The sequence below is a fragment of the Variovorax sp. V116 genome (assembly GCF_041154435.1).
In the GTDB taxonomy this organism is placed as follows: Bacteria; Pseudomonadota; Gammaproteobacteria; order Burkholderiales; family Burkholderiaceae_C; genus Variovorax; species Variovorax paradoxus.
Map to the genome: position 1 here is coordinate 69,973 of NZ_AP028662.1, position 21,828 is coordinate 91,800.

General features: G+C 67.8%; 22 protein-coding genes. 5 read left to right on the plus strand and 17 right to left on the minus strand.

Going from position 1 to position 21,828, the window contains the following annotated elements:
- Window positions 1-12 precede the first annotated feature (12 nt).
- Complete coding sequence (gene yccS / locus ACAM58_RS26250; protein ID WP_369664850.1) at window positions 13-2,229, minus strand: YccS family putative transporter; 2,217 nt, start codon at window positions 2,227-2,229, stop codon at window positions 13-15.
- 54 nt (window positions 2,230-2,283) lie between these two features.
- Window positions 2,284-2,826 (minus strand): MarR family winged helix-turn-helix transcriptional regulator, encoded by a 543-nt coding sequence (locus ACAM58_RS26255; protein WP_259347615.1) that lies wholly within the window; start codon window positions 2,824-2,826, stop codon window positions 2,284-2,286.
- A 205-nt stretch (window positions 2,827-3,031) separates the two neighbouring features.
- On the opposite strand from ACAM58_RS26255, the gene ACAM58_RS26260 reads away from it, so the two are divergent.
- The gene (locus ACAM58_RS26260; RefSeq protein WP_015865842.1) at window positions 3,032-4,012 is read left to right on the plus strand and encodes a tripartite tricarboxylate transporter substrate-binding protein; all 981 of its coding nucleotides are present in this window, start codon (window positions 3,032-3,034) and stop codon (window positions 4,010-4,012) included.
- Between the two features lie 105 nt (window positions 4,013-4,117).
- Here the strand turns inward: ACAM58_RS26260 and ACAM58_RS26265 are convergent, their stop codons facing one another.
- On the minus strand, window positions 4,118-4,513 hold the full coding sequence (locus ACAM58_RS26265; RefSeq protein ID WP_369664851.1) for a tautomerase: 396 nt from the start codon (window positions 4,511-4,513) through the stop codon (window positions 4,118-4,120).
- A 154-nt stretch (window positions 4,514-4,667) separates the two neighbouring features.
- Here ACAM58_RS26265 and ACAM58_RS26270 point away from each other — a divergent pair, with 154 nt between their 5' ends.
- Window positions 4,668-5,417 (plus strand): DUF4303 domain-containing protein, encoded by a 750-nt coding sequence (locus ACAM58_RS26270; RefSeq protein WP_369664852.1) that lies wholly within the window; start codon window positions 4,668-4,670, stop codon window positions 5,415-5,417.
- Between the two features lie 57 nt (window positions 5,418-5,474).
- Here ACAM58_RS26270 and ACAM58_RS26275 read toward each other — a convergent pair whose 3' ends face one another.
- Together ACAM58_RS26275 and ACAM58_RS26280 are read right to left on the minus strand one after the other, a co-directional pair.
- Window positions 5,475-6,266: an SDR family NAD(P)-dependent oxidoreductase gene (locus tag ACAM58_RS26275; protein WP_369664853.1), complete on the minus strand. Its 792-nt coding sequence runs from the start codon at window positions 6,264-6,266 to the stop codon at window positions 5,475-5,477.
- Window positions 6,267-6,296: 30 nt separating this feature from the next.
- Window positions 6,297-7,262, minus strand: a complete 966-nt coding sequence (locus tag ACAM58_RS26280; RefSeq protein ID WP_369664854.1) for an alpha/beta fold hydrolase — start codon at window positions 7,260-7,262, stop codon at window positions 6,297-6,299.
- 119 nt (window positions 7,263-7,381) lie between these two features.
- Between ACAM58_RS26280 and ACAM58_RS26285 the strand changes: the two genes are divergently transcribed.
- Window positions 7,382-8,308, plus strand: a complete 927-nt coding sequence (locus tag ACAM58_RS26285) for a LysR substrate-binding domain-containing protein (RefSeq protein ID WP_369664855.1) — start codon at window positions 7,382-7,384, stop codon at window positions 8,306-8,308.
- A 21-nt stretch (window positions 8,309-8,329) separates the two neighbouring features.
- Here ACAM58_RS26285 and ACAM58_RS26290 read toward each other — a convergent pair whose 3' ends face one another.
- The 4 genes from ACAM58_RS26290 to ACAM58_RS26305 all read right to left on the minus strand — a co-directional run bounded on the left by ACAM58_RS26290 (window position 8,330) and on the right by ACAM58_RS26305 (window position 11,557).
- Complete coding sequence (locus ACAM58_RS26290) at window positions 8,330-8,863, minus strand: c-type cytochrome (protein WP_369664856.1); 534 nt, start codon at window positions 8,861-8,863, stop codon at window positions 8,330-8,332.
- A 452-nt stretch (window positions 8,864-9,315) separates the two neighbouring features.
- Entirely contained in the window at window positions 9,316-9,672 is a 357-nt protein-coding gene (locus ACAM58_RS26295) for a GNAT family N-acetyltransferase (protein ID WP_369664857.1), read from the minus strand.
- 53 nt (window positions 9,673-9,725) lie between these two features.
- On the minus strand, window positions 9,726-10,328 hold the full coding sequence (locus ACAM58_RS26300) for a hypothetical protein (RefSeq protein ID WP_369664858.1): 603 nt from the start codon (window positions 10,326-10,328) through the stop codon (window positions 9,726-9,728).
- A 575-nt stretch (window positions 10,329-10,903) separates the two neighbouring features.
- Window positions 10,904-11,557, minus strand: a complete 654-nt coding sequence (locus ACAM58_RS26305) for a glutathione S-transferase family protein (protein ID WP_369664859.1) — start codon at window positions 11,555-11,557, stop codon at window positions 10,904-10,906.
- A 128-nt stretch (window positions 11,558-11,685) separates the two neighbouring features.
- Here ACAM58_RS26305 and ACAM58_RS26310 point away from each other — a divergent pair, with 128 nt between their 5' ends.
- Both ACAM58_RS26310 and ACAM58_RS26315 read left to right on the plus strand, forming a co-directional pair.
- The gene (locus ACAM58_RS26310) at window positions 11,686-12,771 is read left to right on the plus strand and encodes an alpha/beta fold hydrolase (RefSeq protein ID WP_369664860.1); all 1,086 of its coding nucleotides are present in this window, start codon (window positions 11,686-11,688) and stop codon (window positions 12,769-12,771) included.
- Between the two features lie 93 nt (window positions 12,772-12,864).
- Entirely contained in the window at window positions 12,865-13,677 is an 813-nt protein-coding gene (locus ACAM58_RS26315) for a class I SAM-dependent methyltransferase (protein ID WP_369664861.1), read from the plus strand.
- Between the two features lie 33 nt (window positions 13,678-13,710).
- On the opposite strand, the gene ACAM58_RS26320 is transcribed toward ACAM58_RS26315, so the two are convergent.
- The 8 genes from ACAM58_RS26320 to ACAM58_RS26355 all read right to left on the minus strand — a co-directional run bounded on the left by ACAM58_RS26320 (window position 13,711) and on the right by ACAM58_RS26355 (window position 21,811).
- The gene (locus ACAM58_RS26320; RefSeq protein WP_369664862.1) at window positions 13,711-14,541 is read right to left on the minus strand and encodes a class I SAM-dependent methyltransferase; all 831 of its coding nucleotides are present in this window, start codon (window positions 14,539-14,541) and stop codon (window positions 13,711-13,713) included.
- A 164-nt stretch (window positions 14,542-14,705) separates the two neighbouring features.
- Window positions 14,706-15,710 (minus strand): tripartite tricarboxylate transporter substrate binding protein, encoded by a 1,005-nt coding sequence (locus ACAM58_RS26325; RefSeq protein WP_278880917.1) that lies wholly within the window; start codon window positions 15,708-15,710, stop codon window positions 14,706-14,708.
- Window positions 15,711-15,756: 46 nt separating this feature from the next.
- Window positions 15,757-16,938 (minus strand): thiolase, encoded by a 1,182-nt coding sequence (locus ACAM58_RS26330; protein WP_369664863.1) that lies wholly within the window; start codon window positions 16,936-16,938, stop codon window positions 15,757-15,759.
- Window positions 16,935-17,324, minus strand: coding sequence for a Zn-ribbon domain-containing OB-fold protein (locus tag ACAM58_RS26335; protein ID WP_369664864.1), 390 nt, complete (start codon window positions 17,322-17,324; stop codon window positions 16,935-16,937). Before ACAM58_RS26335 ends, ACAM58_RS26330 begins: the two co-directional genes overlap by 4 nt.
- Window positions 17,321-18,124, minus strand: a complete 804-nt coding sequence (locus ACAM58_RS26340; protein ID WP_369664865.1) for an enoyl-CoA hydratase/isomerase family protein — start codon at window positions 18,122-18,124, stop codon at window positions 17,321-17,323. The genes ACAM58_RS26335 and ACAM58_RS26340 overlap by 4 nt, the downstream gene beginning before the upstream one ends.
- Window positions 18,121-19,812, minus strand: a complete 1,692-nt coding sequence (locus ACAM58_RS26345) for a long-chain-fatty-acid--CoA ligase (RefSeq protein WP_369664866.1) — start codon at window positions 19,810-19,812, stop codon at window positions 18,121-18,123. Before ACAM58_RS26345 ends, ACAM58_RS26340 begins: the two co-directional genes overlap by 4 nt.
- Complete coding sequence (locus ACAM58_RS26350; RefSeq protein ID WP_369664867.1) at window positions 19,809-20,975, minus strand: acyl-CoA dehydrogenase family protein; 1,167 nt, start codon at window positions 20,973-20,975, stop codon at window positions 19,809-19,811. The genes ACAM58_RS26345 and ACAM58_RS26350 overlap by 4 nt, the downstream gene beginning before the upstream one ends.
- Window positions 20,972-21,811 (minus strand): SDR family NAD(P)-dependent oxidoreductase, encoded by an 840-nt coding sequence (locus tag ACAM58_RS26355; protein ID WP_369664868.1) that lies wholly within the window; start codon window positions 21,809-21,811, stop codon window positions 20,972-20,974. Before ACAM58_RS26355 ends, ACAM58_RS26350 begins: the two co-directional genes overlap by 4 nt.
- Between the last annotated feature and the right edge of the window lie 17 nt (window positions 21,812-21,828).

A 21,828-nucleotide genomic window follows, 5' to 3' on the forward strand; every position in this document is an offset into this window, starting at 1 on the left:
CGCTTCGGCCGCTCAGTTGCCGGCGGCGCCTTCGGGCTGCGGCTGCAGCCATTGGGCGGCCTGTTCGCGCAGCGCCTCGATCTGCTGGCGGACCAGCGCGAGCTCGGTGCGGAACAGCCGCGCGGCGTGGTCGCCGGCATCGCTTCCCTGGGGCAGTGCTTGCGGCAGCGCAAGATCCGCGGGCTCGGCCACGGCTTCCGGTGGGCCGCCTTCCAGGTACGACGCCAGCGCATCCAGCGCCGCCGCGGCGCCCTCGGCCTCCGCGCGCAGCGCTTCCAGCTGCTGCGGTGCAGGCAGTGCCACGCGGTGCGCGCCGAGCGCCGAGAGGTAGCTCAGCAGCGCATGCGACTGGATCAGGAAGCGCAGCGCCGTGCCCGCGCGCGGCCGCACGAAGCCGGGTTCGCGGAACATCTCGAACACGGCGGTGGACAGCGTCGCATCGGCGTTGTGTGCGTTGCGCCGCGCGAGCCGGTAGGCCAGGTCGTCGCGCGCGCCCGAGCGGTACTGGTCCGCGATCTGCCGCAGGTAGTGCGCATGGTTGCGCAGCGCCGCCGCCGCCAGGTCGCTGAAGCGCCGCGCCTGCCAGTGCGGCAGCACCAGCAGCATCGCGAGCGCGGCAATCAGGCTGCCGATGGCGGTGTCGATCAGCCGCGGCAGCATCAGCATGTCGCTGTCGCCCACCTGGTTGAAGCACATCAGCACCAGCACCGTGACGGCGGCGGTCGCCAGCAGGTAGCGCGTCGCGCGCGTGGCGAAGAAGAACACGCCCGCGGCCACCGCCAGCAGCGACTGCGCCCAGTGCTGCGGAAAAAGCACCAGCAGGGCCCAGCCCGCCACCACGCCGATCGCCGTGCCCGCGACGCGCTGGCCGACGCGCGACACCGTGTCGCCCCAGGCCTGCTGGCAGACGAACAGCGTGGTCAGCAGGATCCAGTAGCCGCGCACCGGATGGATCAGCAGCATCACGCCGTAGCCGGCCACCAGCGCCACCGCCAGCCGCAGCGCGTGGCGGAACAGCGCCGAGCGCGGCGTGAACTGGCGCCGCACGCGTGCCACCATCTCGCGCGCTGAACGCGGCGAGCGGTCGAACAGGCCCATGTCGGCGCGCCCGGCACGGGCCGAGGGCTCGGTGGCGCCGGCGAGCTGCCGCTCGAGTTGCGCCAGGTTCCACGCCATGGCCTCGACGGACCCGAGCAGTGCCTGCCGGCGCGGTTCGCGCAATGGCTGCGCGCGCTCGTGGTCGATGGCGCTGTGCAGCTCCGCGAGCGCGTGGCCGGTGGCGGGATCGGCGGCAAAGGGTTCGCGCCGCTCGATGGACACGGCGAGCCGCCGGCAGGCCTCGCCCTGCAGCGCCAGCACGCGCTGGCAGCGGTAGAGCAGGTCGCTGTGGAAGAAGGCATCGGCCAGCGCGTTGTAGTCGTCATGCGAGGAGGTGGCGCGCTCGTGCACGTCCTGCGCTATCAGGTAGAGGCCGCGGTAGCGCACGATGCGGCCCGTGGGCGCGCGCGTGCTGCCGATGCGCCGGAAGATGCCTTCCTTGGCCGCGTTGAGCCCGGCCACCACCTGCGTGTTGAGCTGCGCGAGCGACAGCCGCTTGCGCTCCATGTCGATGCCGCGCAGCGGCTCGAAGAGCGAGGCCTTGAAGCACACGTAGTCGCCCAGCACGCGGAACAGCCCCGCCAGCTGCGCCTGCACCGGCTGGGCCGGAAAGAGCGTGCACCACGCCACCGAGAACACGCCATACCAGGCGGCGCCCGCCAGCAGCCACAGGGCCTCGCCGAGCCGGCCGGTGCCGCCCGGCGCGGTCGCGCCGCCGTCGATGCCCAGCATGGCGTAGATCGCCAGCGCGAGCGTCGCAAAGCCGACGGCCTTGTAGCGGGGCTCGATCGCGCCCAGCATCGTCAGCGCGAACGCGGCCAGCGCCAGTCCGGGGACGAAGAGCAGAGGGTGGTCGATCCACGACACCACCGCGAAGGCTGCCGCCGCGAAGCACGCCAGCGTGACGGCCTGCGCGCGCAGCCGGCCCCGGGCGCTGTCGTCGGTCTCGGCCAGCGCGCTTGCAATGGCACCGAGGAAAAGCGGCGTGATCGCTTCGGCATGTCCTCCGAGGCTGCCGATCGCCATCAGGCTGCCGAGCGTGAGCAACACCCGCAGCGGCTGGGCGCGGCCCGCCATCCAGCGAAGCCGCTGGTGGAAAAGATCGAGGGAGAAAAGAGAAGGCATTGCCATCGTTTTGCACGATGCGTGCCAGCGCGCGGCCTGTGCCGCGGCCGCCGGATTGATTCAGCCCGCCTCGGGCCAGCGGTGCCGGGTGCCGCCCGCGCGCCGGTCGGCCTTCTCCACCACCACGCCCTGTGCGCTCAGCGCGCCGGCGCGCTGCTCGAGGTGCTGCAGGCACTGCAGGAACACGTCGAGCTGCGCGGGCGCGATGCCGGCGAGCAGATCGGTGTTGAGCGCCGCGATGCGCGGGAACACCCGCTCGAAGAGCTCCCGGCCCGAGGGGCTCAGGCGGACATGCACGCCGCGCCGGTCCTCCTCGTCCTGCCGGCGCGACACCAGCTTCTTCTCGACCAGGCTGCGCAGGCCGCGCGAGGTGCGCACGCGGTCCAGCTGCAGATGCGCGGCCAGCGCCGAGGAGCTCATCTCGCCATGCTGCGCGAGCGTGCCGATCATTCCCCACTCGCGCCGCGTGATGCCGAAGCCGCCTTCGACCAGGCGCGTGGCCATGCCGCTGGCGGTGCGCACCGCGCGCGAAAGCCGGTACAGCAGCAGCTCGTCCAGGGAGCGGGGCGCGCGCAGGGCGCTGGCGTCGGGAAAGGCTTGCATGCCTTGCGTGTCGTGCATCAGGTCGGGGCCGTCAAGGCGGTGTCGTTCGCGCGCCTCGCGCGCAAATGATGGATTAGATCAACTGTTTGTTGCGTGCGTATAACCATGTAACAAATGACACGGGAAGAAACGAATGTGGGCTGGCGATTGTCGCCGTGAAGTCCTGCGCGCGCCCGGTCGCCACCACTGCAAGCAGGAAGATCCGATGACCGCATTCCTTTCCCGGCGCAAGCTCACGGCATGGTGCCTGGCGCTCGCCGCCGGTGCCGCTCCCCTGGCCCACGCCCAGGCGCCCGCGCTCGATGGCGCGCTCACGCTCGTGGTCGGCTACACCGCCGGCGGCAGCACCGACCGCATCGCGCGCCTGGTCGCCGAGCGGCTGGGCCCCAAGCTGGGCGTGGCTGTCACGGTGGAGAACCGACCCGGCGAAGGCGGCCGTCTCGCGGCCAAGGAGCTCCGGCGCGCGCCCGCATCGCAGAACGTGCTGATGCTTGGCAACCCCGCGGTGATGGTGGTGGCGCCGCTCGTCTTCAAGGACGCGGGTTACGACGCCGAGAAAGACTTCGTGCCGGTGTCGCAGGTCAGCAGCTACGACTTCGCGCTGGCCGTGGGCAACAAGCTGCAGCTCGACCGCGCGATGTTCCTGGTCGGCCGGCTCTGGGCGCATCCCGAAGAGGCCGTCTTCGGCGTGCCGGCCACCGGCAGCCTGCCGCACTTCTTCGGCCTGATGGTGGGCGACGCGCTGAGCGTGCAGCCGCAGATCAAGGGCTACGGCGGCTCGGCGCCGCTGTCGGCCGACCTGAGCGGCGGCAGCCTGCCGATTGCCATCGACACGCTCGACTCGCTCTACGGCCAGCACGTGGCCGGCAAGATCCGCATCCTGGCCGTGTCGGGCAAGCAGCGCGTGAGCTTCGCGCCGGGCATCCCCACCTTCCGCGAGGCCGGCATGAAGATCGATGCCGACGGCTGGAACACCTTCTTCGCCCCGGCCACGATGCCGCCGGCCAAGGTGCAGCTGCTGTCCACCAGGATCCGCGAAGTCATGCAGGACCCGGCGCTGCAGAAGGCTGCCAACGCCGCCTACATCACGCCCATCGTGAGCACGCAGGCCGAGACCGTGCAGATGCTCAAGGCCTTCCGCCAGCAGTGGGAGCCGGTGGTGCGGCGCTCGGGGTTTCAGCCCTGAGGGGGCGGTCGGCGTTGCCGATTGGCGCGGACTTTTCTGGCCGCGGGTTCCTATCCGCTGTTCTTGAGTAGAGACTGGTGGCCGGTCACTGAGCGGATGCCGGTCTCAGGTTTCTCCCGGCCGCCAGTCCGGGCTGAAGCCACCCAGGGCGGGGTGGTACATCTCGTCGCCTTCATGCTGGGTGAACTCGACGTTCAATCGGTCCTCGCGCAGGCCCAGCAGTTCGATGCAATGCGCGCACAAGGCTTTGGCTACCTCCATCCGAAGCTCGGCTGGCCGGCCGCGGCGGATGTCCAGCATCAGCAAGGAAACGGGCACAGGCGCCTTGCCCGCTTCGGCGACGCGCCAGATAGCGCCGGCGCCCAATTCCCGGATCGCTACGGATATTCGCCGAATATCAACGCTCATCATCGAAGCATAGGTCTCGCACATCCGAGCCGCGAGCTGTTGCTTCAAATCCCCGGGATAGCTGTCGTTGACGTCGAGTTGCAGGTAAGGCACAGGATTTCCTTGGAAAATCTAAGGCTCGCATTCCGCCAGGGGATCAGCAGAAATGATAGGCCTCACGCTCGCGCCGACGGTACGCGAATGAGCGGTCAAGCCGAAATACGTCGTATCGTCGTGCCACTGCGCGCCCCGAAGGAGTTCCCCGCCAATGACCTGGTCACTGTTCTATCGCTTCGACAACGAGGTGCCCACGGACTTTCACGAACTGCGCCAGTTCGGCAATTCGCTGTGGAGCGCGAACGGCAAGGTGAACACCATGGGGCACTCCATGGTCGCCGAGTTCGCAAGTCCCCAAGCCGCAAAGGATGCCCTCGCGCAGCGCGGCCACGAGATCGAGGCGCAGGGCTACAAACGGGTGCGCCAGGGCATGCACGATCCCGCTCGAATCGACTTCCCCTTGCTCACCAAAGAGATTCGCGAAGGTGCTCGCCGCGCCTTCCAGGCCATCCGCGCGGCCCATCCTGAGGAAACCATCCGCCTTTTCTCGCTCGGCAGCGATGACGGTGCGATGACCATCGTCCATGCCGCTGGCCATCTCGCTTTGGGCGCTCCGGGCGACATGGATGATGAAAGCGAGGTCTGGTGCTCCGCCGAGTGGCCCTACGCGGAGGGCGGTGAGTTCCTCGACATCGCCTACCGCATGATCCTGCCATGCCACCGCAGCGACCTGCCTTGCGACGTTGAATTCGACGTCCTGTACGCAGGCCTGTTCGAGGCTTGCATTGCCGCCATGGAACAACTCGATCGTGAGGGTTTCTTCGGCACCGGCGACACGCGTGAAGAGGTTGTGCTGCTATGCCAGATCGAAGGCAACGAGGATATGGAAGGCTCGATCGGCCGACTCAACACTTCTCGCGTGGTGGGCCGGCTCGAACGCTGGATCAAGCTCTGCGAATGAGCTGCGATCGGGATCGCCTTCAAGGCGCCCAGCCGTGGAGCTTCGATCGCGCCCTCGTCAGAAGGCGCTCTTGACGACACCGCCGTCGACGCGCAGGGCCGCACCCGTGGTCGCCGACGCGAGCGGACTTGCCACGTAGGCCACGAGCGAGGCCACCTCCTGCGGCGAAGCGAAGCGCTTGATCAGCGAGGTCGGGCGGACGTGGTCGAAGAACTCTGCCTCGACCTGCTCGAAGCTCTTGTCGCTCGAGCGCGCCATGCCTTCCACGAAGTCGCCGACGCCGCGTGACTTGGTCGGGCCCGGAAGTACGCTGTTCACCGTGATGTGGGTGCCGGCGAGCGATTCCGCAAGGCCGCGCGACACCGCGAGTTGCGCGGTCTTCGTCATGCCGTAGTGAATCATCTCGGTGGGGATCTGCACCGCGCTTTCACTGGAGATGAAGATGATCCGGCCCCAGTTCGCGCGCTTCATCTCCGGCAGCACCAGGCGTGCGAGGCGAACGCCGCTCAGCACGTTGACGTCGAAGAAGCGCTGCCAGTCTTCATCGGGAATATCTTCGAAGGCCTTGGCCTCGAAGATGCCCAGGTTGTTCACGAGGATGCCGATGCCGGGGTGGCGACGCACGGCTTCCTCGGCAGCGTCGGCCCGGCTGAGGTCCCCGGCATAACCGAGCACCGTGCCTTGCGTTTCCGAGCGGATGCGGTCCACCGCCTCGTCGACCGCTGCCTGCGATCTGCCGTTCACGATCACGCTTGCGCCCTCCTGGGCCAGCGTGCGCGCAATTGCAAAGCCGATGCCGGCGGTGCTTCCGCTCACCAGGGCGAGCTTTCCATCGAGTTGCAAGTCCATCTTGGTTCTCCAGGTTTGGCAGCTTTTACGCTAGCCCAGGAAATTGATCAATGCCGGAATGACCTGCTCTGGCGCCTCTTCCATCAACCAATGCCCGGAGCCTTTGACGAGGACGCCCTGCACGTTGGTCGCAACCATCTTTCCCTGCTCGATCAGGAAGGTTCCACCGGCTTTTTCACCGGAGAGCACCAGCATCGGCATGGGCAGCGGCGTCTTGCCCAGTTCGGCGAACTCGGCCGCATCCTGCTCGAAAGCCTTGAAATATTCAAACCCTGCACGCATGCCACCGGGTTGCGCGTAGGCCCTGGCATAGAACTGGCGGTCGGCTTCGGGCACCGAGTGCTTGGGGTCGGCCGCAAAATCGTTCCAGAAGTGCTCGAAATAGATGCGCTCGCGTCCTTTCACGAGCGCCAGCGGCGTCGCACCGTGGAAATGGAAATGCCACAGGTCGCGCAGGAGCCAGACGTTTTGCCATTCGCCGATGCCGGGCAGGAAGGCGTCCATGAGCACCACCTTGTCGGTCTCCGAAGGAAACTGCGCGGCATATGCGTAGGCCACCATCAGGCCGATGTCGTGGCCGACGATGCTGGCGCTGCGAATGCCGAGCGAACGCACAAGCTCGTGGATGTCGACAGCCATGTTCTTCTTGCCATAGCCCGTCTCGGGCTTCGAGGAATCGCCGGCACCTCGAAGATCGGGCACGACCACGGTGTGCGTCTTGGCCAGAAGCGGCACCAGCGGATTCCACATGTGCCCGGTCTCGGCATAGCCGTGCAGCAGCACGACGGCCGGCCCGCTGCCGCCGATGCGGTAGTGAATGCGGGTGCCGTTCACCTCCGCGCTGCCCGAGCGGAAGCCCGGCACCGCGTCGGCGGCGGGTGCCGCGTGTGCGGCGCGGCCCATGGCCAGGGCGGCGCCCACGGCGACGGCGCCGCCAAGCAGGGCGCGGCGGGTGGGCGCGGAGGGGGCGGCGGAGCTGAGATCGGTGTCGGTCATGGGGGTTTTCCTTTCCGTCGGTGTTGGGGTGAGGTGAATTTATGATTCAGCTTCACTTCCAGAAAGAGCCCAAAAGTGGTTTACTCATTCAGCTTTTATGAATGATTGGAAGTGGGCCCATGGACCGATTGCGTGCGTACGAGGTGTTTGTCACCGTGGTGGCGCGGGGCAGCTTCACGAAGGCGGCTGACGCGCTGGACACCTCGCCGGCCAACGTGACGCGCTACGTCAATGAGCTGGAAGCCCACCTGCGCACGCGGCTCATGAACCGCACATCGCGCCGCCTGTCGCTCACCGAAGGCGGCGAAGCGCTCTTCGACCGGGCGAAATCGATCCTCGAAGAGGTGGCGGAGACCGAGGCCCTGGCGACCACCGCGTCATTGCAGCCGCGCGGGCGCCTGCGCATCAACGCGCCGCTGAGCTTCGGCAGCCTCGTGCTGGCGCCGCTGTGGCCGAAGTTCATGGCGAAGTACCCCGACGTCGAGCTCGACATCGCGCTCATCGACCGCGTGGTCGACATCGTCGAAGAGGGCTACGACCTGGCCATCCGTATCTCGCGCACCACCTCGGGCAACCATATCGCGCGCCGCCTGGGCCGCTCGCAGAACCTGGTCTGTGCCTCGCCCGGCTACCTTGCGGCCCATGGCATGCCCGAGACGCCGGCGGACCTTTCGCGGCATCCGTGCCTGGGCTACACCTACGGTGCGACCTCCGATGAGTGGCAGTTTGCCGGCCCCGGCGGAACACTGGAATCCGTGCGCGTGCGCTGGGCCTTGCGCGCCAACAATGGCGAAACCGCGCGCGCCGCGGCGCTCGCTGGTGCCGGCGTCATCTGGCAGCCGAGCTTCGTGATTGGCGAGGATGTGCGGGCCGGCCGCTTGGTCGAGGTCATGCCCGGTTATCACATGCCGCCCGTCGACATCCTGGCAATCTATGCAAGCCGTCGACATCTCAGTGCCAAGGTGCGGATGATGGTCGACTTCCTGGTCGATGCTTTTCAAGACTCGCCGCAGGTGACAGGCGGGATGGCGGCGGTGGGCAAGTGAGTCTGCGCCGATCCAGACCGGTCATCCGGGGAACTGCACCAACGGGCCGCCAGGCTTGTTGGCGCCCGGCGGTACGAAAGCGGGCGCCGGGTCGCCGCCGCGGCCCAGCGAGCGGGTGTAGGCGTAGATGGCCTTCAAGTCCGCGTCCGTCATCGGGCGCACGTTGAACCATGGCATGGGCGGGCGGGGTGTCATGGTGCGAGCATGCTTCACCCATTGCTGCTTGCTCATGTCGGCCATGAACAAGCGCAGGTTGACCGGATACGTCGTGCCCCAAGGGCCGGACCAGCCCAGGGCGTCGCCCGTCAACCACAGCTTTTCATCCACCTCACCGTTCTTTGCGGCGTAGCCGGGCGTGTGGCAATCATTGCAGCCCGCGACCATCACCAGATAGCGGCCGCGCTGGATCTCGCCCTTGTCTGCCTTCTGGCTGCTGCCTGTTTGCGCCCCTGCCAGGGCTGAGGACAGGAGGACGGTCAACACGGCGGTGGCGCGCGCGACGCGGCGAACCGGGCGAGCCATCAGGGCGGCATGTGGACTCATGCGATTTTTCATTGGCTGGCCCCCGGTTTGGCGTTCATGCCGAAGCAGGCATGGCACCACGGTAGCGATCGGTTCCGGACCGCGCATGGGCGCTTTGTCCTATTTCTGCCCAGGCGTTTTGTCATGGGTGGCTAACCACGCGCTGGCGCGACGATGCCGCGGCACCCACCCAAAAGCCGATGCACCGGAGGTCCTCGAGCCTGGCGGCTCGGAGTCGGCCTCCATCATGGCGAGCTTCGAGCTCACGGGCGAACAATATACCGGCGGCCATCGCGCTGCGATGCGCACTAGGAGCACGGACGTCGAAGGCGTACTGCCCAATCCCGCACCCGGTCTCTTGGTCAGGCTCTCGAGGTAGATGGTGGGCGGCCGAATCGACCGACGGCTTTCTGGAGAACTGAAAGACTGGGCCAGGCCCACTGCGGTCCTGCTGAATACTCCGAAGCGGTCGTTCCATCAGGCGCTCATGCGGCTGCGCTTTCATTTTTGAGGCTGGTTTCGCACTGGTAAAGCGCTGCTACGTAGCCACTTTGTAGAGCCCGTTCGCCGACTTGAATGAATCCTCGTCTCTCGTAGTAGCGGCAAAGGGCGAAGTTCTTCTCATCGCAGTCCAGCCGAAGATACTGCCGGCCCTGCCGGGCTGCCTCCTGAACAGTCCAAGTCAGAACGTTCGCGCCTACAGCTTTGCCGTGAGCGCTTTCCTTGACGGCGAGCCCGTGCATGTAGGCCGCCACCGGCGGCTGCTTCCCCCAATAGTGCTCATCGTCCCACTGGAGGCGGAAGGTGCCGACGACATCGCAGTCGCTCAGGACGACGTACATTTCGTCTCTGTTGATTGAGGAGGCGTCTTGGTGATCGTCCTCATGCCGCGAACTCAGCAGTGCTGAACGAGCGTTGTGAACGCGTTCTTCGCCGGGTCATGAAAAACATACACCGCCGCCTCGTCATGAAAGTAGTCGGCGACAGGAAACTGCCCCAAGAAGACCAAAGGGCCAGCATCTCCGATGGGCCACGCTGGAGACTGCAACCAGCGCGGGGGCTGCTTGGCGTACTTGAACAGCTCCAAGATTCTCTGGCGCAGCCATGCCTTTCTCTGTTTGGAAGGTAGACATGGCGCGGCAGCGAGTAACGAGGCAAGGAACTTGACGTCCGCGTCCAGCCAGCGCGGCTGGGCATCGAGCAGCAGCGCATATTCCGCCGTTGCGGCCCCGTCCAGCGCTGTCGTCATTCCGTGCTTCTGGAGCAACGAGACCAACACGTCCTTTGCGCTGAGCACGTGGCCTGGGTCGCTGAGGTCGATTCCAATCAGGTAGTGGAACAGCGTTGTCCCCGTTTGGCAAAATCGGGGAGCGCTCTCTGCCGAGAGCAATGTTTCAATGTCCGGATCGTTGTAGAGCTGTTGCTCGAACTCAGGCACCGGGGTTTTGCCAGAGGCGAAATCGCTCAGTCGTTGCAGGGCTTCAGTTGATGGAGGCATTCTCGAAGGCTTCTAGATTGGCATGCGCCGCGAACGACCGGTTTCGCGGGATTAGTGGCAATTGGCGGAATGACTGCATATGGCCGACTGACGCGCGTTAATGGAGAACAGCATCTTGCTTTTCCTCAGCAGAGGCGGCCAGGGCCTCCTCGAGTATTTGGAACACGTCGCCTCCGGTGCTCGACACGAAGTAGTTGCCAAGGCTCGCCGTTACTCCGACTGCCATCAGCGCTCCTCGTGAACCGGCATCGCGTCTTGCGTCGCCTTCTATGACTGCTATCGGGTGCATTCTGCCTCGGAGCCGTACGGCCGGTTCTGGCCGACCGTAGCCGGTCGCAACGTCCAGAGCTTCAGGCCCATGCCGTCCTTCGAATCCGCAAGGCACTAATGCCTTCTTGTGCTCGACGGAGCGCGCAGGCCGCAGAGCCGCGCACGCCACTTGTCGCAATTCGCTCTCTAGGCGGCCCGTCTTGCAGTGTCTGCGTCAGCATTGGAAATTGTTCCTGGTGGCAAGTGATTTCGAAAGCGAGAAGACCATCAGAACTGGCGGCGACAAGTTGACGCAGCCTTCCAGGTCAGCTCGCCGGCAACGGCGCAGCGTTGACCGCCAGCTGCGCGGCGAACGCCCGCTGGTAGGCCGGCCGCGCTTCGCCGCGAGCGACATAGGCGGCCAGGCTGGGAAACTCGTTCAGCAGGCCGGAGGGCCGAAGCCGCAGCAGCACCGACACCATCAGCAGGTCGCCCGCGCTGAAGCCGCCGTCGAGCCATTCCGCATCTCCCAGGCGCGCGGACAGCTGGTTCATTCGGGCGCGCACCCGGTCTTCCACGAGGGGCGTGCGCTCGGCCTTCCAGGGCTTGTCGCCCTCCATCAGCTTGACCGTGACGAGTTCGAGGATGGGGAGTTCGACCGTGTTGAGCGCCGCGAACATCCACGAGATGGCGCGCGCCCTTGCGTTGGCGTCGGCGGGGAACAGGCCCGGGTGGCGTTCGGCGATGTGCATCACGATGGCGCCGGTCTCGAACAGCGCGAGCTCGCCTTCCTCGTAGGTGGGGATCTGGCCGAAGGGATTCAGCGCCAGATGCGCGGCCTCCTTCATCGCGCGGAAGGACACCAGGCGCACCTGGTAGGGCAGGCCGGCTTCTTCCAGCGCCCAGCGCACGCGCGTGTCGCGCGCCAGGCCCTTGCCGCCATCGGGCGAGCGTTCAAACGCGGTGATGGTGATGGTCATGGTGAGTGTCCTTTGGGCGTACGGCAGGAAGCGCCGGCGCCATTCTCAGCGAGGCCGCTCGGAAGATAGTTCACGGCGCGGCAGATGCGGCTTTCACGGTAAATTGTGCCCAAACCACAGGAGACCGCATGCCCGCCATTCCGCACTTCAACCGCTTCGCCTTGCGAGCCGCCTTGTACTCCTGCCTCGCGATGCTTGCCTTGTCGAGCCGGGCCGCCGACTACCCGGCGCCGAAGGAGGGCAGCTGGATCGCCAAGGACTTTCGCTTTCACACGGGCCAGGTCATGCCGGAACTGCGCCTGAACTACGTCACCATTGGCGCGCCCAGCGGCGAGCCGGTGCTGATCCTGCATGGAACGGCCGGCTCGGCGGCAAGCATGCTGACGCCCGCATTTGCCGGCGAGCTGTTCGGCGTGGGCCAGCCGCTGGATGCCACCCGCTACTACATCATCATTCCCGACGGCCTGGGAACCGGCAAGTCGGTCCGCCCCTCGGATGGCCTGCGCGCCAACTTTCCCCGCTACAACTACGACGACATGGTGGACGCGCAGTACCGGCTCGTGACCGAACACCTTGGCGTCAAGCACCTGCGGGCGATCATCGGCAATTCGATGGGGGGCATGCATGCCTGGATGTGGGGCGTGAAGCACCCTGACGCCATGGATGCGCTGGTGCCGATGGCGTGCCAGCCCACCGAGATGTCCAGCCGCAACTGGATGATGCGCCGGCTGCTCACTGAATCCATCCGCAGGGATCCGGAGTGGAACAACGGCAACTACACCGCCCAGCCTCGCAGCGCCCAGTTGGCCTCCGTGTTCTTCGCCACCGCCACCAGCGGCGGCAACCTGGCGATGTACAAGGCCGCACCGACGCGTGCCCAGGCCGACAAGCTGCTGGAGACGCGCCTGGGTGCGCCCTTCACTGCGGATGCAAACGACATCCTCTACCAATGGGAGGCGTCCGCCGACTACAACCCGTCCCCCGGGCTGGAGCGCATCCAGGCGACCGTGCTCGCCATCAACGCGGCCGACGACGAACGCAACCCGCCTGAGACCGGCATCATGGAACGCGAAATGAAGCGCGTGAAGAATGGCCGCTACTACCTGATTCCGGTCAGCGACCGGACCACCGGGCACGGAACCACAGGCCAGGCAACGTGGTGGAAGGCGCAGCTTGCGGAACTGCTGCAAAAGGCGCCAAGACCAGGGCTGTAGCCGGCTCACCGGCGTTGACGCAGCCATCGGCCGAGGCATAGCATCGGCCTGCACGGCACTCTTGCATGCGCCCGGCCGTGCGGAGGGATTGCCATGAGCACCACGTCCTCGACCTTCGTCGCCGCCGACGGCGATGGCTATGAGCGGCTGATGGGCCGCTGGAGCCGCCTCCTTGCGCTGCCTTTTCTCGACTTCGTCGGCACCGCGGACGGCGACCGCATCCTCGACGTCGGATGCGGCACCGGCCACCTGACCTTCGCCGTGGCGCGCCGCACCGGCGCCGGCGAAATGCGGGGCGTGGACATCGCGCTGCCCTACATCGAACACGCGCGGCGCCACAACGAGGATGCGCGCATCGTCTTCGAGGTGGCCGACGCCTGTTCGCTGCCGTACCCGGCGCAAAGCTTCGACCGCGTGCTCTCGCTGCTGGTGCTGCACTTCGTTCCGGAGCCGGGCAAGGCCATTGCAGAGATGCGCCGTGTCGCCAGGCCCGGCGCGGTGGTCGGCGCGGCGGTGTGGGACGCGCGCGGTGGTTGGGTCTCCAACCGCATGTTCTTCGACACCGCCGCCATGCTCGACCCCGAGGCCGGCGCGCGCCGCGCCCGCAACTACACGCGGCCCCTCACGCGGCCCGGCGAACTGGCCCGGGCCTGGCGCGACGCGGGGTTCAAGGGCGTGGAAGAAACGACGCTCGCCATCCGCATGGAGTTTGCCTCGTTCGCCGACTACTGGGCGCCCTTCGAGGGCAAGGACGGGCCCGGCGCGGAATACGTCGCCACGCTCGATGCGGATGCGCGCGCCAGGCTGCGCGAGGCGGTCGAGGCGGCCTACCTCGACGGCGAAGCCGATGGCTCTCGCTCCTATGCCGCGCTCGCCTGGGCCGTCAAGGGCACGGCGCCGGCGTAGACGCAGCGGCTGCACTCCATTGTTGGGCGCCGCCTATTTCCTTGCGACAACTTGTCCAAGAACAATCCGCCCTTCCTGGAGATTTCGCCCCTGGTTTTGTGCCATTGCCTGAAAGTCGGCCCCGAGGAGCAGATGGAATCCAAGGGGCGGAAAGCCTTCCTTGCGGATCTTCTCGGCCAGGGACACAAACCACGTGCGCGCTGCCTCGGTCGTGTCCATCCAGTCGGAAATCGTGAATCCAGCGTTCTCGAGAAGCCTGCGCAACTCGTCCGGCTGCACGAGGAAGCTCGTATCCGGCGTACGCGCCCATGGGACGGGAAACAGGACCGGTCCGGAAGGGCCGGCCAATACGTCGTAGATGGCGAGCGTGCCGCCCGGCTTCAGAACCCGGTGCATCTCCTTGTACAGCCGGAGTTTGTCTGGAATGTTCATGGCCACGTGCTCCGTCCAGACGACGTCGAACACGCCGTCATCAAACGGCAGGTGGGTGGCATCACCCTGGCGATAATCGACCAGGTCCGCGAGGCCGACCTTGGCAGAGAGCATTGCAGCGGCACGGCAGTATTCGTCTGTGAGGTCAATGCCAGTGACGTGGCAACCGAATTCCCTTGCAAGACAGCGCGAAGTCCCGCCAACACCGCTCCCGACGTCGAGCACACGCTTGTTCGCATCGAGACCCGCGGCCCGGGCAAGCTCCAGCGTCGCTGCCCGGCCCCGGATATGAAACTCGTCGACAGGTGCCAAGTCTTCCGGCGTGAGGCGGTCCAGGTCCTTGCCCGCCTTTTCCAGGGCCGCCAGAATGACGCTTCCCACATCCGGGCGGCCGTAATGCGCCTGGATGGCTTGGTTGATTCGATTCGGCATAGAAAGCCTCCAGTGCCTGTTGGCGTTGTCCAGCGAATGAAAGGGACCTTTGCGTCCCGAACCGCGTGGCGGCGAATGGCGACAAGGCTGCTGATCCCGAGCCTGCGTCGACGTTGCCACGCGGCATCTTGCGCCACCTCACGCCGCGCTGCAACGGCTCGCGCTCACTGGGCCAGGCGAATGTTCGCGTCCTTGATGATCTTCGCGTAGATGGCGGCATCGGCGCGCACCACTTTCTGGAACGCTTCGGGCTTGCCGCCGGCCACCTGCAGGCCCAGCGCCTCGATCTTGGCGCTCACGTCGGGCAGGTGCACGATGCGGTCGATCTCGTCGGACAGCTTCTGCACCACCGGCGCCGGCGTGGCGGCGGGCACGAACACGCCGAACCAGCCGTAGGGGTCGAAAGAGTGAAAGCCCAGCTCAGCGAAGGTGGGCACGTCGGGCAGGCCGGGCATGCGCTGCGTGCCGGTCACGGCCAGCGGGCGCATCGACTTGAGGTGCGGCCGCGCGGTGGCGCTGTCGATGAAGGCCGAGGCGAGCTGGCCGCCCACCAGGTTGGTGACCAGCGGCGCGGCGCCCTGGAACGGCACGTGCACCAGGTCGATGCCGGCCTGCATGTTCAAGAGCGCGCCCTGGATGTGCGACGAAGTGCCCGCGCCGTAGCTGCCGAAGTTGTACTTGCCGGGGCTCTGCTTCACCATCGCGATGAAGTCCTTGAGGTTCTTCGCGGGCGAATCGAGCGGCACGGCCAGCATGCTGGGGCTGCGCGCAATCATGGTGACGGGCGCGAAGTCCTTCAGCGGATCGTAGGCGAGCTTGTCCATGAGCGGCGGCTGCTGGATCAGCGCGGTGATGGCGATGAGCAGCGTGTGGCCGTCGGCCGGCGCCTTGGCGACGAAGCCGTTGCCGATGGTGCCGCCGGCGCCGGGGCGGTTCTCCACCAGCACAGTCTGCCCCCAGGCTTCCTGCAGCTTCTGGCCGATGGTGCGCGCCAGCGCGTCGGTGGCGCCGCCGGCGGGGTAGGGCACGATCAGCTTGAGCGGCTGGCTCGGATAGGCGGAGTGCGCGGCCGTTTGCGTGGCTGTTTGTGCCAAGGCCGGCGCGCTGAGCAGAAGCGCAAGGCCTGCGGCCGCGCAGAGCCTTCGTACCAGCATCGATGTCGTCTTCATGGGCTTGTCTCCTCTTCGGGGGTGGAATAACTCGGCTCGATTCGGCTCAACGCAGCGCTTCGGCCGTGCCCAGGATCGCGGTGGCCTGGCTCGACAGCATGCCGCCGTTGCCATGCGCGAGCGCGGTCTGCGCGTTCTTCACCTGGCGCTCGCCGCATTCGCCGCGCAACTGCCGCACGGCCTCGATGAGCGCGAAGATGCCGTACATGCCGGGATGCACGCACGACAGCCCGCCGCCGTTGGTGTTCACGGGCAGCTGGCCGCCGGGGGCAATGGCGCCGTCGGCCACGAAGCGGCCGCCTTCGCCCTTGGGGCAGAAGCCCAGGTCTTCGAGGAACAGCAGCGTGTTGATGGTGAAGGCGTCGTACAGCTGCACCACGTCCATGTCCGCGGGTGCGAGCCCGGCCATCGCGAAGGCCTCGCGGCCCGATTGGCGGGCCGCCGTGACGGTGAGGTCCGCCATCGAGGAGATCTGCCGGTTCCACACCGCCGTGGCGTTGCCCAGCACGTAGACCGGCTTCCTCGGCAGGTCCCTCGCGCGCTCGGCGCCCACCAGCACGCAGGCGCCGGCGCCATCGGTGACCAGGCAGCAGTCGCGCACGCCCAGCGGGTCCGACACCATGCGGGCGCCCAGCACCTCTGCGCGCGTGAGCGGCTCGCGCATGAAGGCCTCGGGGTTGAGCCCGGCCCAGGCGCGCGCGGCCACCGCCACGTCGGCCAGCTGCTCGCGCGTGGTGCCGAATTCGTGCATGTGGCGCGACGCCGCCAGCGCGTAGGCCGACACCGGCAGCATCGGCTCGTAAGGATGCTCGTAGGGCTGCGGGTCGAGAAAGCGGCGCGCCGCCACGATCTCTCTCCGGCCGAAGGCGGCACTGCGCTGCGCGCTGCCGTAGCAGATGAGCACCGCGCTGCACTGGCCCGAACGGATGGCCTGCATCGCGGGCAGCAGGTGCGCGATGAAGCTGCTGCCGCCCAGCATGGTGCCGTCGATGTAGCGCGGATTGAGGCCCAGGTATTCGACCACCGGCAGCGTCCACATTGCGGCCGAGGCGCTGGCGGTGCAGAGGCCGTCGATGTCGCGCATCTGAAGGCCCGCATCCGCCACCGCCGCGCGCGCGGCGCGCGCCAGCAGTTCCATGTCGGTGAAGCCCGGCGCTTCGCCGCAGCCAAAAGTGGCGGCGCCGGCGATGGCCGCGCTGCCGCGCAAGGCCTTGAGTTCCGCGCTCATCGAGCGGCTCCTTCGACGGCTTCGAACAGCACCAGGCTGCGGCCGTCCTTCACCTGCACCCGCGCGCGGACGCGCTGGCCGATGCGCACCGCTTCGGGCGCGAGGTTCTCGATGCGGCTCATGAGCCGCACGCCTTCGTCGAGATCGACCAGGCTCACGTTGAGGTCGCCGCCGTCGGCCGGCTTGCGCCGCACGGTCGTCACGGCATGCACGGTGCCCAGGCCGCCAGGCGCCTTCCATTCGAGCGCCGTGCCGCCGCAGTACGGGCAGCTTTCGCGCGGGTAGTAGACGTGGCGGCCGCAGTCGCCGCAGCGCTGCAGCAGGAAGCGGCCGGCGTCCAGCTCGCGCTGGTGGAAGGCCTGCACGCCGAGGCTGTGGTCGTTCATCGGGCTTGCTCCTTGTGGGCCGGCCACTGGAAGGGCAGCGGCTTCTTGCCCAGGAAATGGTTCACTGCCTCGCGGTGCTCGGCACTGCCGAAGGCCAGTGCCTGCACGTTCGCCTCGGTGTCGAGCAGCGCGGCCAGTGCGCCTGCATCGCCGGTGGCGCGCTTCACCAGGCTCACGGCCAGCGGCGACGCGCCGGCAAAGCTCTGGGCCAGCGCCAGCGCGCGCGGCAGCAGCTGCGCGGGTTCGTGCAGTTCCATCGCAATGCCGAGCTCGAGCGCCTCGGCCGCGCCGACCTCGCGCGCCGACAGCATCAGCTCGCGTGCGCGCTGCGCGCCCACCGCGCGTGGCAAGGTGTAGAAGGCGCCGCAGTCCGGCACCAGGCCGAGCTTGAGAAACGACATGCAGAAGCGCGCGCGCGGGCTCGCAAGCACGAAGTCGGCCGCGAGCGCCAGGCTGAAGCCCGCGCCATAGGCCGCGCCATCGACCGCGGCGATCACGGGCTTGTCGAGCAGGATCAGCTCGCTGAACCAGCGCTGCGTGGCCTGCATGCGCTCGCGCCAGCCGGCGTTGTCGAGCTTCGCATCGGCAATGCCGCGCAGGTCGCCGCCCGAGCAGAACTGGCCGTTGGCGCCGGCCAGCACCAGCGCGCGCACCTCGGGGTCGCCGCGCACCTGCGCGATGGCCCGGGCGAGCTCGTCGCGCAGGGCGGGGGCGAGCGCGTTGCGGTTGGCGGGCGTGTCCAGCGTCAGCAGCGCGGTGCTGCCGTGGCGCTCGCAGCGCAGTGCGGTGAAATCGTTCATGGGTGTGCTTGCTCCTGGGCGGCGGCGCGGTGCGCTTCCTGCAGTTCGCGCCAGAGGATCTTTCCGGTGCCGGACTTCGGCAGGCTCTCGAGAAACTCGACCACGCGCGGCGCCTTGTAGACGGCCATGCGCTCGCGGCACCAGGCGACGATGTCCTCTTCGGCGACGCGGCCGCGCTCCTGGGGCTTGAGCACCACCAGCGCCTTGACCGACTCGCCGCGCCTGCCGTCGGGCACCGCGATCACGCAGGCCTCGTGGATGGCCGGATGCTCGTACATCGCGTTCTCCACCTCGGTGGGCCAGACCTTGTAGCCGGAGGCGTTGATCATTCGCTTGAGCCGGTCGCGCAGGAAGAAGTAGCCGTCCTCGTCCATCGACGCCAGGTCGCCGGTGCGAAAGAAGCGCTGGCCGCCAATCTCGATGAAGGCCTCGCGGTCAGCCTCCGGATTGCGCCAGTAGCCCTTCATGAGCTGCGCGCCGCGCGTGACCAGTTCGCCCACCTCGCCAGGCGGCAGCTCCTCGAACGTGACCGGATCGACGATGCGCGAGTCCACGCCCTGCGTCGGCATGCCCAGGCACTGGCGCTTGCCGCGCGCGGGCGGGTTGGCGTGCAGGAAGGAAGCGGTCTCGGTCAGGCCATAGCCTTCGTTGTACGAGAGGCCGTGGCGCTGCAGGAGCATGGCGGCCACCGCCTCGGGCATCGCGGCGCCACCGCCCGACAGCAGCGCCAGGCTCGAGAGGTCGCGCCGCTCGGCTTCGGCGTGGGAGAACAGGTCGATCACCATCGCCGGCGGCGCCGACCAGGCCGTGACCGCATGGCGCTCGATCAGGCGCGCGGCCATCGCCGGGTCCCAGCGCGGCATCATCACCGCGGTAGCGCCCAGGAACATCGGCAGGTTCATGCCGTTCTGCAGACCCAGCATGTGGAAGAGCGGCGCAACGGCCAGCGTGACCGTCTCCACATGCAGCTGCTTCCACACCGCCGAGGAAGCGAGCGAAGCCAGCAGCGTCGCATGGGTGTGCATGCAGCCCTTGGGGTGGCCGGTGGTGCCCGAGGTGTAGGGCAGCACGGCCAGGTCGTCGGGCGACAGGGGCAATGCCGCGGGCGCGAGGCCGAGCGCGATCGCCTGCTCGAAGCCGTGCAGGCGCGGGTCGTCGAGCGGCGCGCGCGGCGCCGTGACCCAGCCGGGCAGCGCGTCGTTGCTCGCCGGCGCATCGATCGCGTCGGCATAGGCATGGACGAGCGCGGCGCGCAGCTCGCCGTCGCCTTCGCCGAACGCGAGCGCGGGCAGCAGCTCCTGCGCGACGAAGGCGATGCGCGCTCCGCTGTCCGCCGCATAGTGCCGCACCTCCGCGGCCTTGCTCATCGGGTTCACCGGCACCACCACGGCGCCCGCGCGCAGCACGGCATAAAAGGCCGCCACGAACTGCGGGCAGTTCTGGCTCGCGAGCAGCACGCGGTCGCCGGGCGCGACGCCCAGGCGCTGCTGCAGGTAGCCGGCCAGCGCGTCGACGCGTTCGCGCAGCTGCGCATAGGAGGTGGCCGCGCCGCAGTAGACGATGGCCGGCTTGCCGGGATAGCGGCGCGCCGCGGTGTCCAGGTAGTCGGGCAGCGTGGCGCGCGGCACGCGCAGCTCGCGCGCCACGCCCTTGGGCCAGAAGCGGAAGTGCGGCGGCCTGGCGTTCATTGCCGCTCCATCGCCCGCGCGATGATCTCCTTCATCACCTCGTTGGCGCCGCCGTAGATGCGGCCGACGCGCACATCGGCATAGAGCCGCGCGATCGGGTATTCGTTCATGAAGCCGTAGCCGCCATGCAGCTGCAGGCATTCGTCGACGATGCGGCAGCAGGCGTCGGTGGTCCACCACTTGGCCATGGCGGCCGTCGGCACGTCGAGCTCGCCCTGCATCAGGCGCGCGATGCAGTCGTCGACGAAGGCGCGCGCCACCTGCGCCTGCGTTTCGCACTCGGCGAGCTTGAAGCGGGTGTTCTGCATCTTCAAGAGCGGCTCGCCGAACACCTGGCGGTCGCGCACGTAGCCGAGCGTGTCGCCGATGGCGCGCTGCATGGTCGCGACCGCGCCGACCGCGATCAGCAGGCGCTCGCGCGGCAGCTGCTGCATGAGCTGCGCGAAGCCGCGGCCCTCTTCGCCGCCCAGCAGGTGGTCGGCCGGCACGCGCACGTCGTCGAAGAACAGCTCGGTGGTGTCGAGCGTCTTCTGCCCCATCTTGTCGAGCAGCGGCCCGCGCCGAAAGCCCGGCGTGCCTTCGGTCTCGACCATCAGCAGCGAGATGCCCTTGCCGCCGGCCCCCGCGTCGGTCTTGGCCGCGACGCAGACCAGGCCCGCGTGCATGCCGTTGGTGATGAAGGTCTTGCTGCCGCTGATGCGCCAGTGGCTGCCGTCGCGCCGTGCCTGCGTCTTGATGCGCTGCAGGTCGGTGCCGGCGCTGGGTTCGGTCATTGCGATGGCCGCCACCAGCTCGCCGCTGGCCATGCGCGGCAGCCAGCGCTGCTTCTGCGCCTCGGTGCCGTAGGCCAGCAGGTAGTGGGCGACGATGCCGCTGTGCACGTTGTTGCTGAAACCCTGCGCCATGGCGCGCATCTGCTCCTCGCAGATCACCGCCTCATGCAGGAAGCTGCCGCCGCCGCCGCCATATTCTTCGGGGATGCTGGCGCACAGCAGCCCGGCCGCTCCGGCCTTGGTCCAGATCTCGCGGTCGGCATGGTGCTGCGCGCGCCAGCGCGGCTCGTGGGGCACGCATTCGCGCTCGAAGAAGCGGCGCGCACTGGTGCGCAGCATCTCGAGTTCTTCGTTCATCCACGGCCGCGTGGCGACGGCCCCGCCGGTCATGGCCGCCCGCCTCCGCAGACCAGCACCTGGCCGCTCACGTAGTTCGACTCCGGAATGCAGAACAGGTAGACCGCGCCCGCCGCCTCCTGCGGCGTGCCGCCGCGGCCGAGCGGGATCAGCGCCTCGGCGTTCTTGAGGATCTGCGGGTTGACGCCGACCTTGATCTGCCGGCCCTCGATGTCGATGCTCGCGCCCGCGCTGGCATCGGCTTCGGTCAGCCGGGTCTTGATCAGGCCGAAGGCCACGCTGTTGACCGTGACCTTGTAGCGGCCCCATTCCTTGGCCATGGCCTTGGTCAGGCCGTTGATGCCGGCCTTGGCGGCCGCGTAGTTGGCCTGGCCCGCGTTGCCGTACACGCCCGAGGTGGACGAGATGTTGACCACCTTGCGGAACACCTCACGGCCTTCGTCGGCTTCGCGCCTGGCCGCGTCGCGGATGAAGCTGGAGGCCGCGCGCAGGATGCGGAACGGCGCCGTGAGGTGCACGGCCAGCATCGCTTCCCACTGCTCGTCGCTCATCTTCTGCACCACGTTGTCCCAGGTGTAGCCGGCGTTGTTGACGACGATGTCCAGGCCGCCGTAGCTGTCGACCGCGGTGCGCACGAAGCGGTCGGCAAAGCCGGCGTCCGTCACGCTGCCAGGGCAGGCGATGGCGCTGCCGCCCGCGGCCACGATGTCATTGACGGTCTGCGCGGCGGGTCCGGCATCGAGGTCGTTGATGACCACGCGCGCGCCGTCGCCCGCGAGCTTGAGCGCGATCTCGCGCCCGATGCCGCGGCCGGAGCCGGAGACGATGGCGACCTTGCCTTCGAGTTTTCTGTGGGTGCTGCTGTTCATGGGTTGTCTCCTCGGAA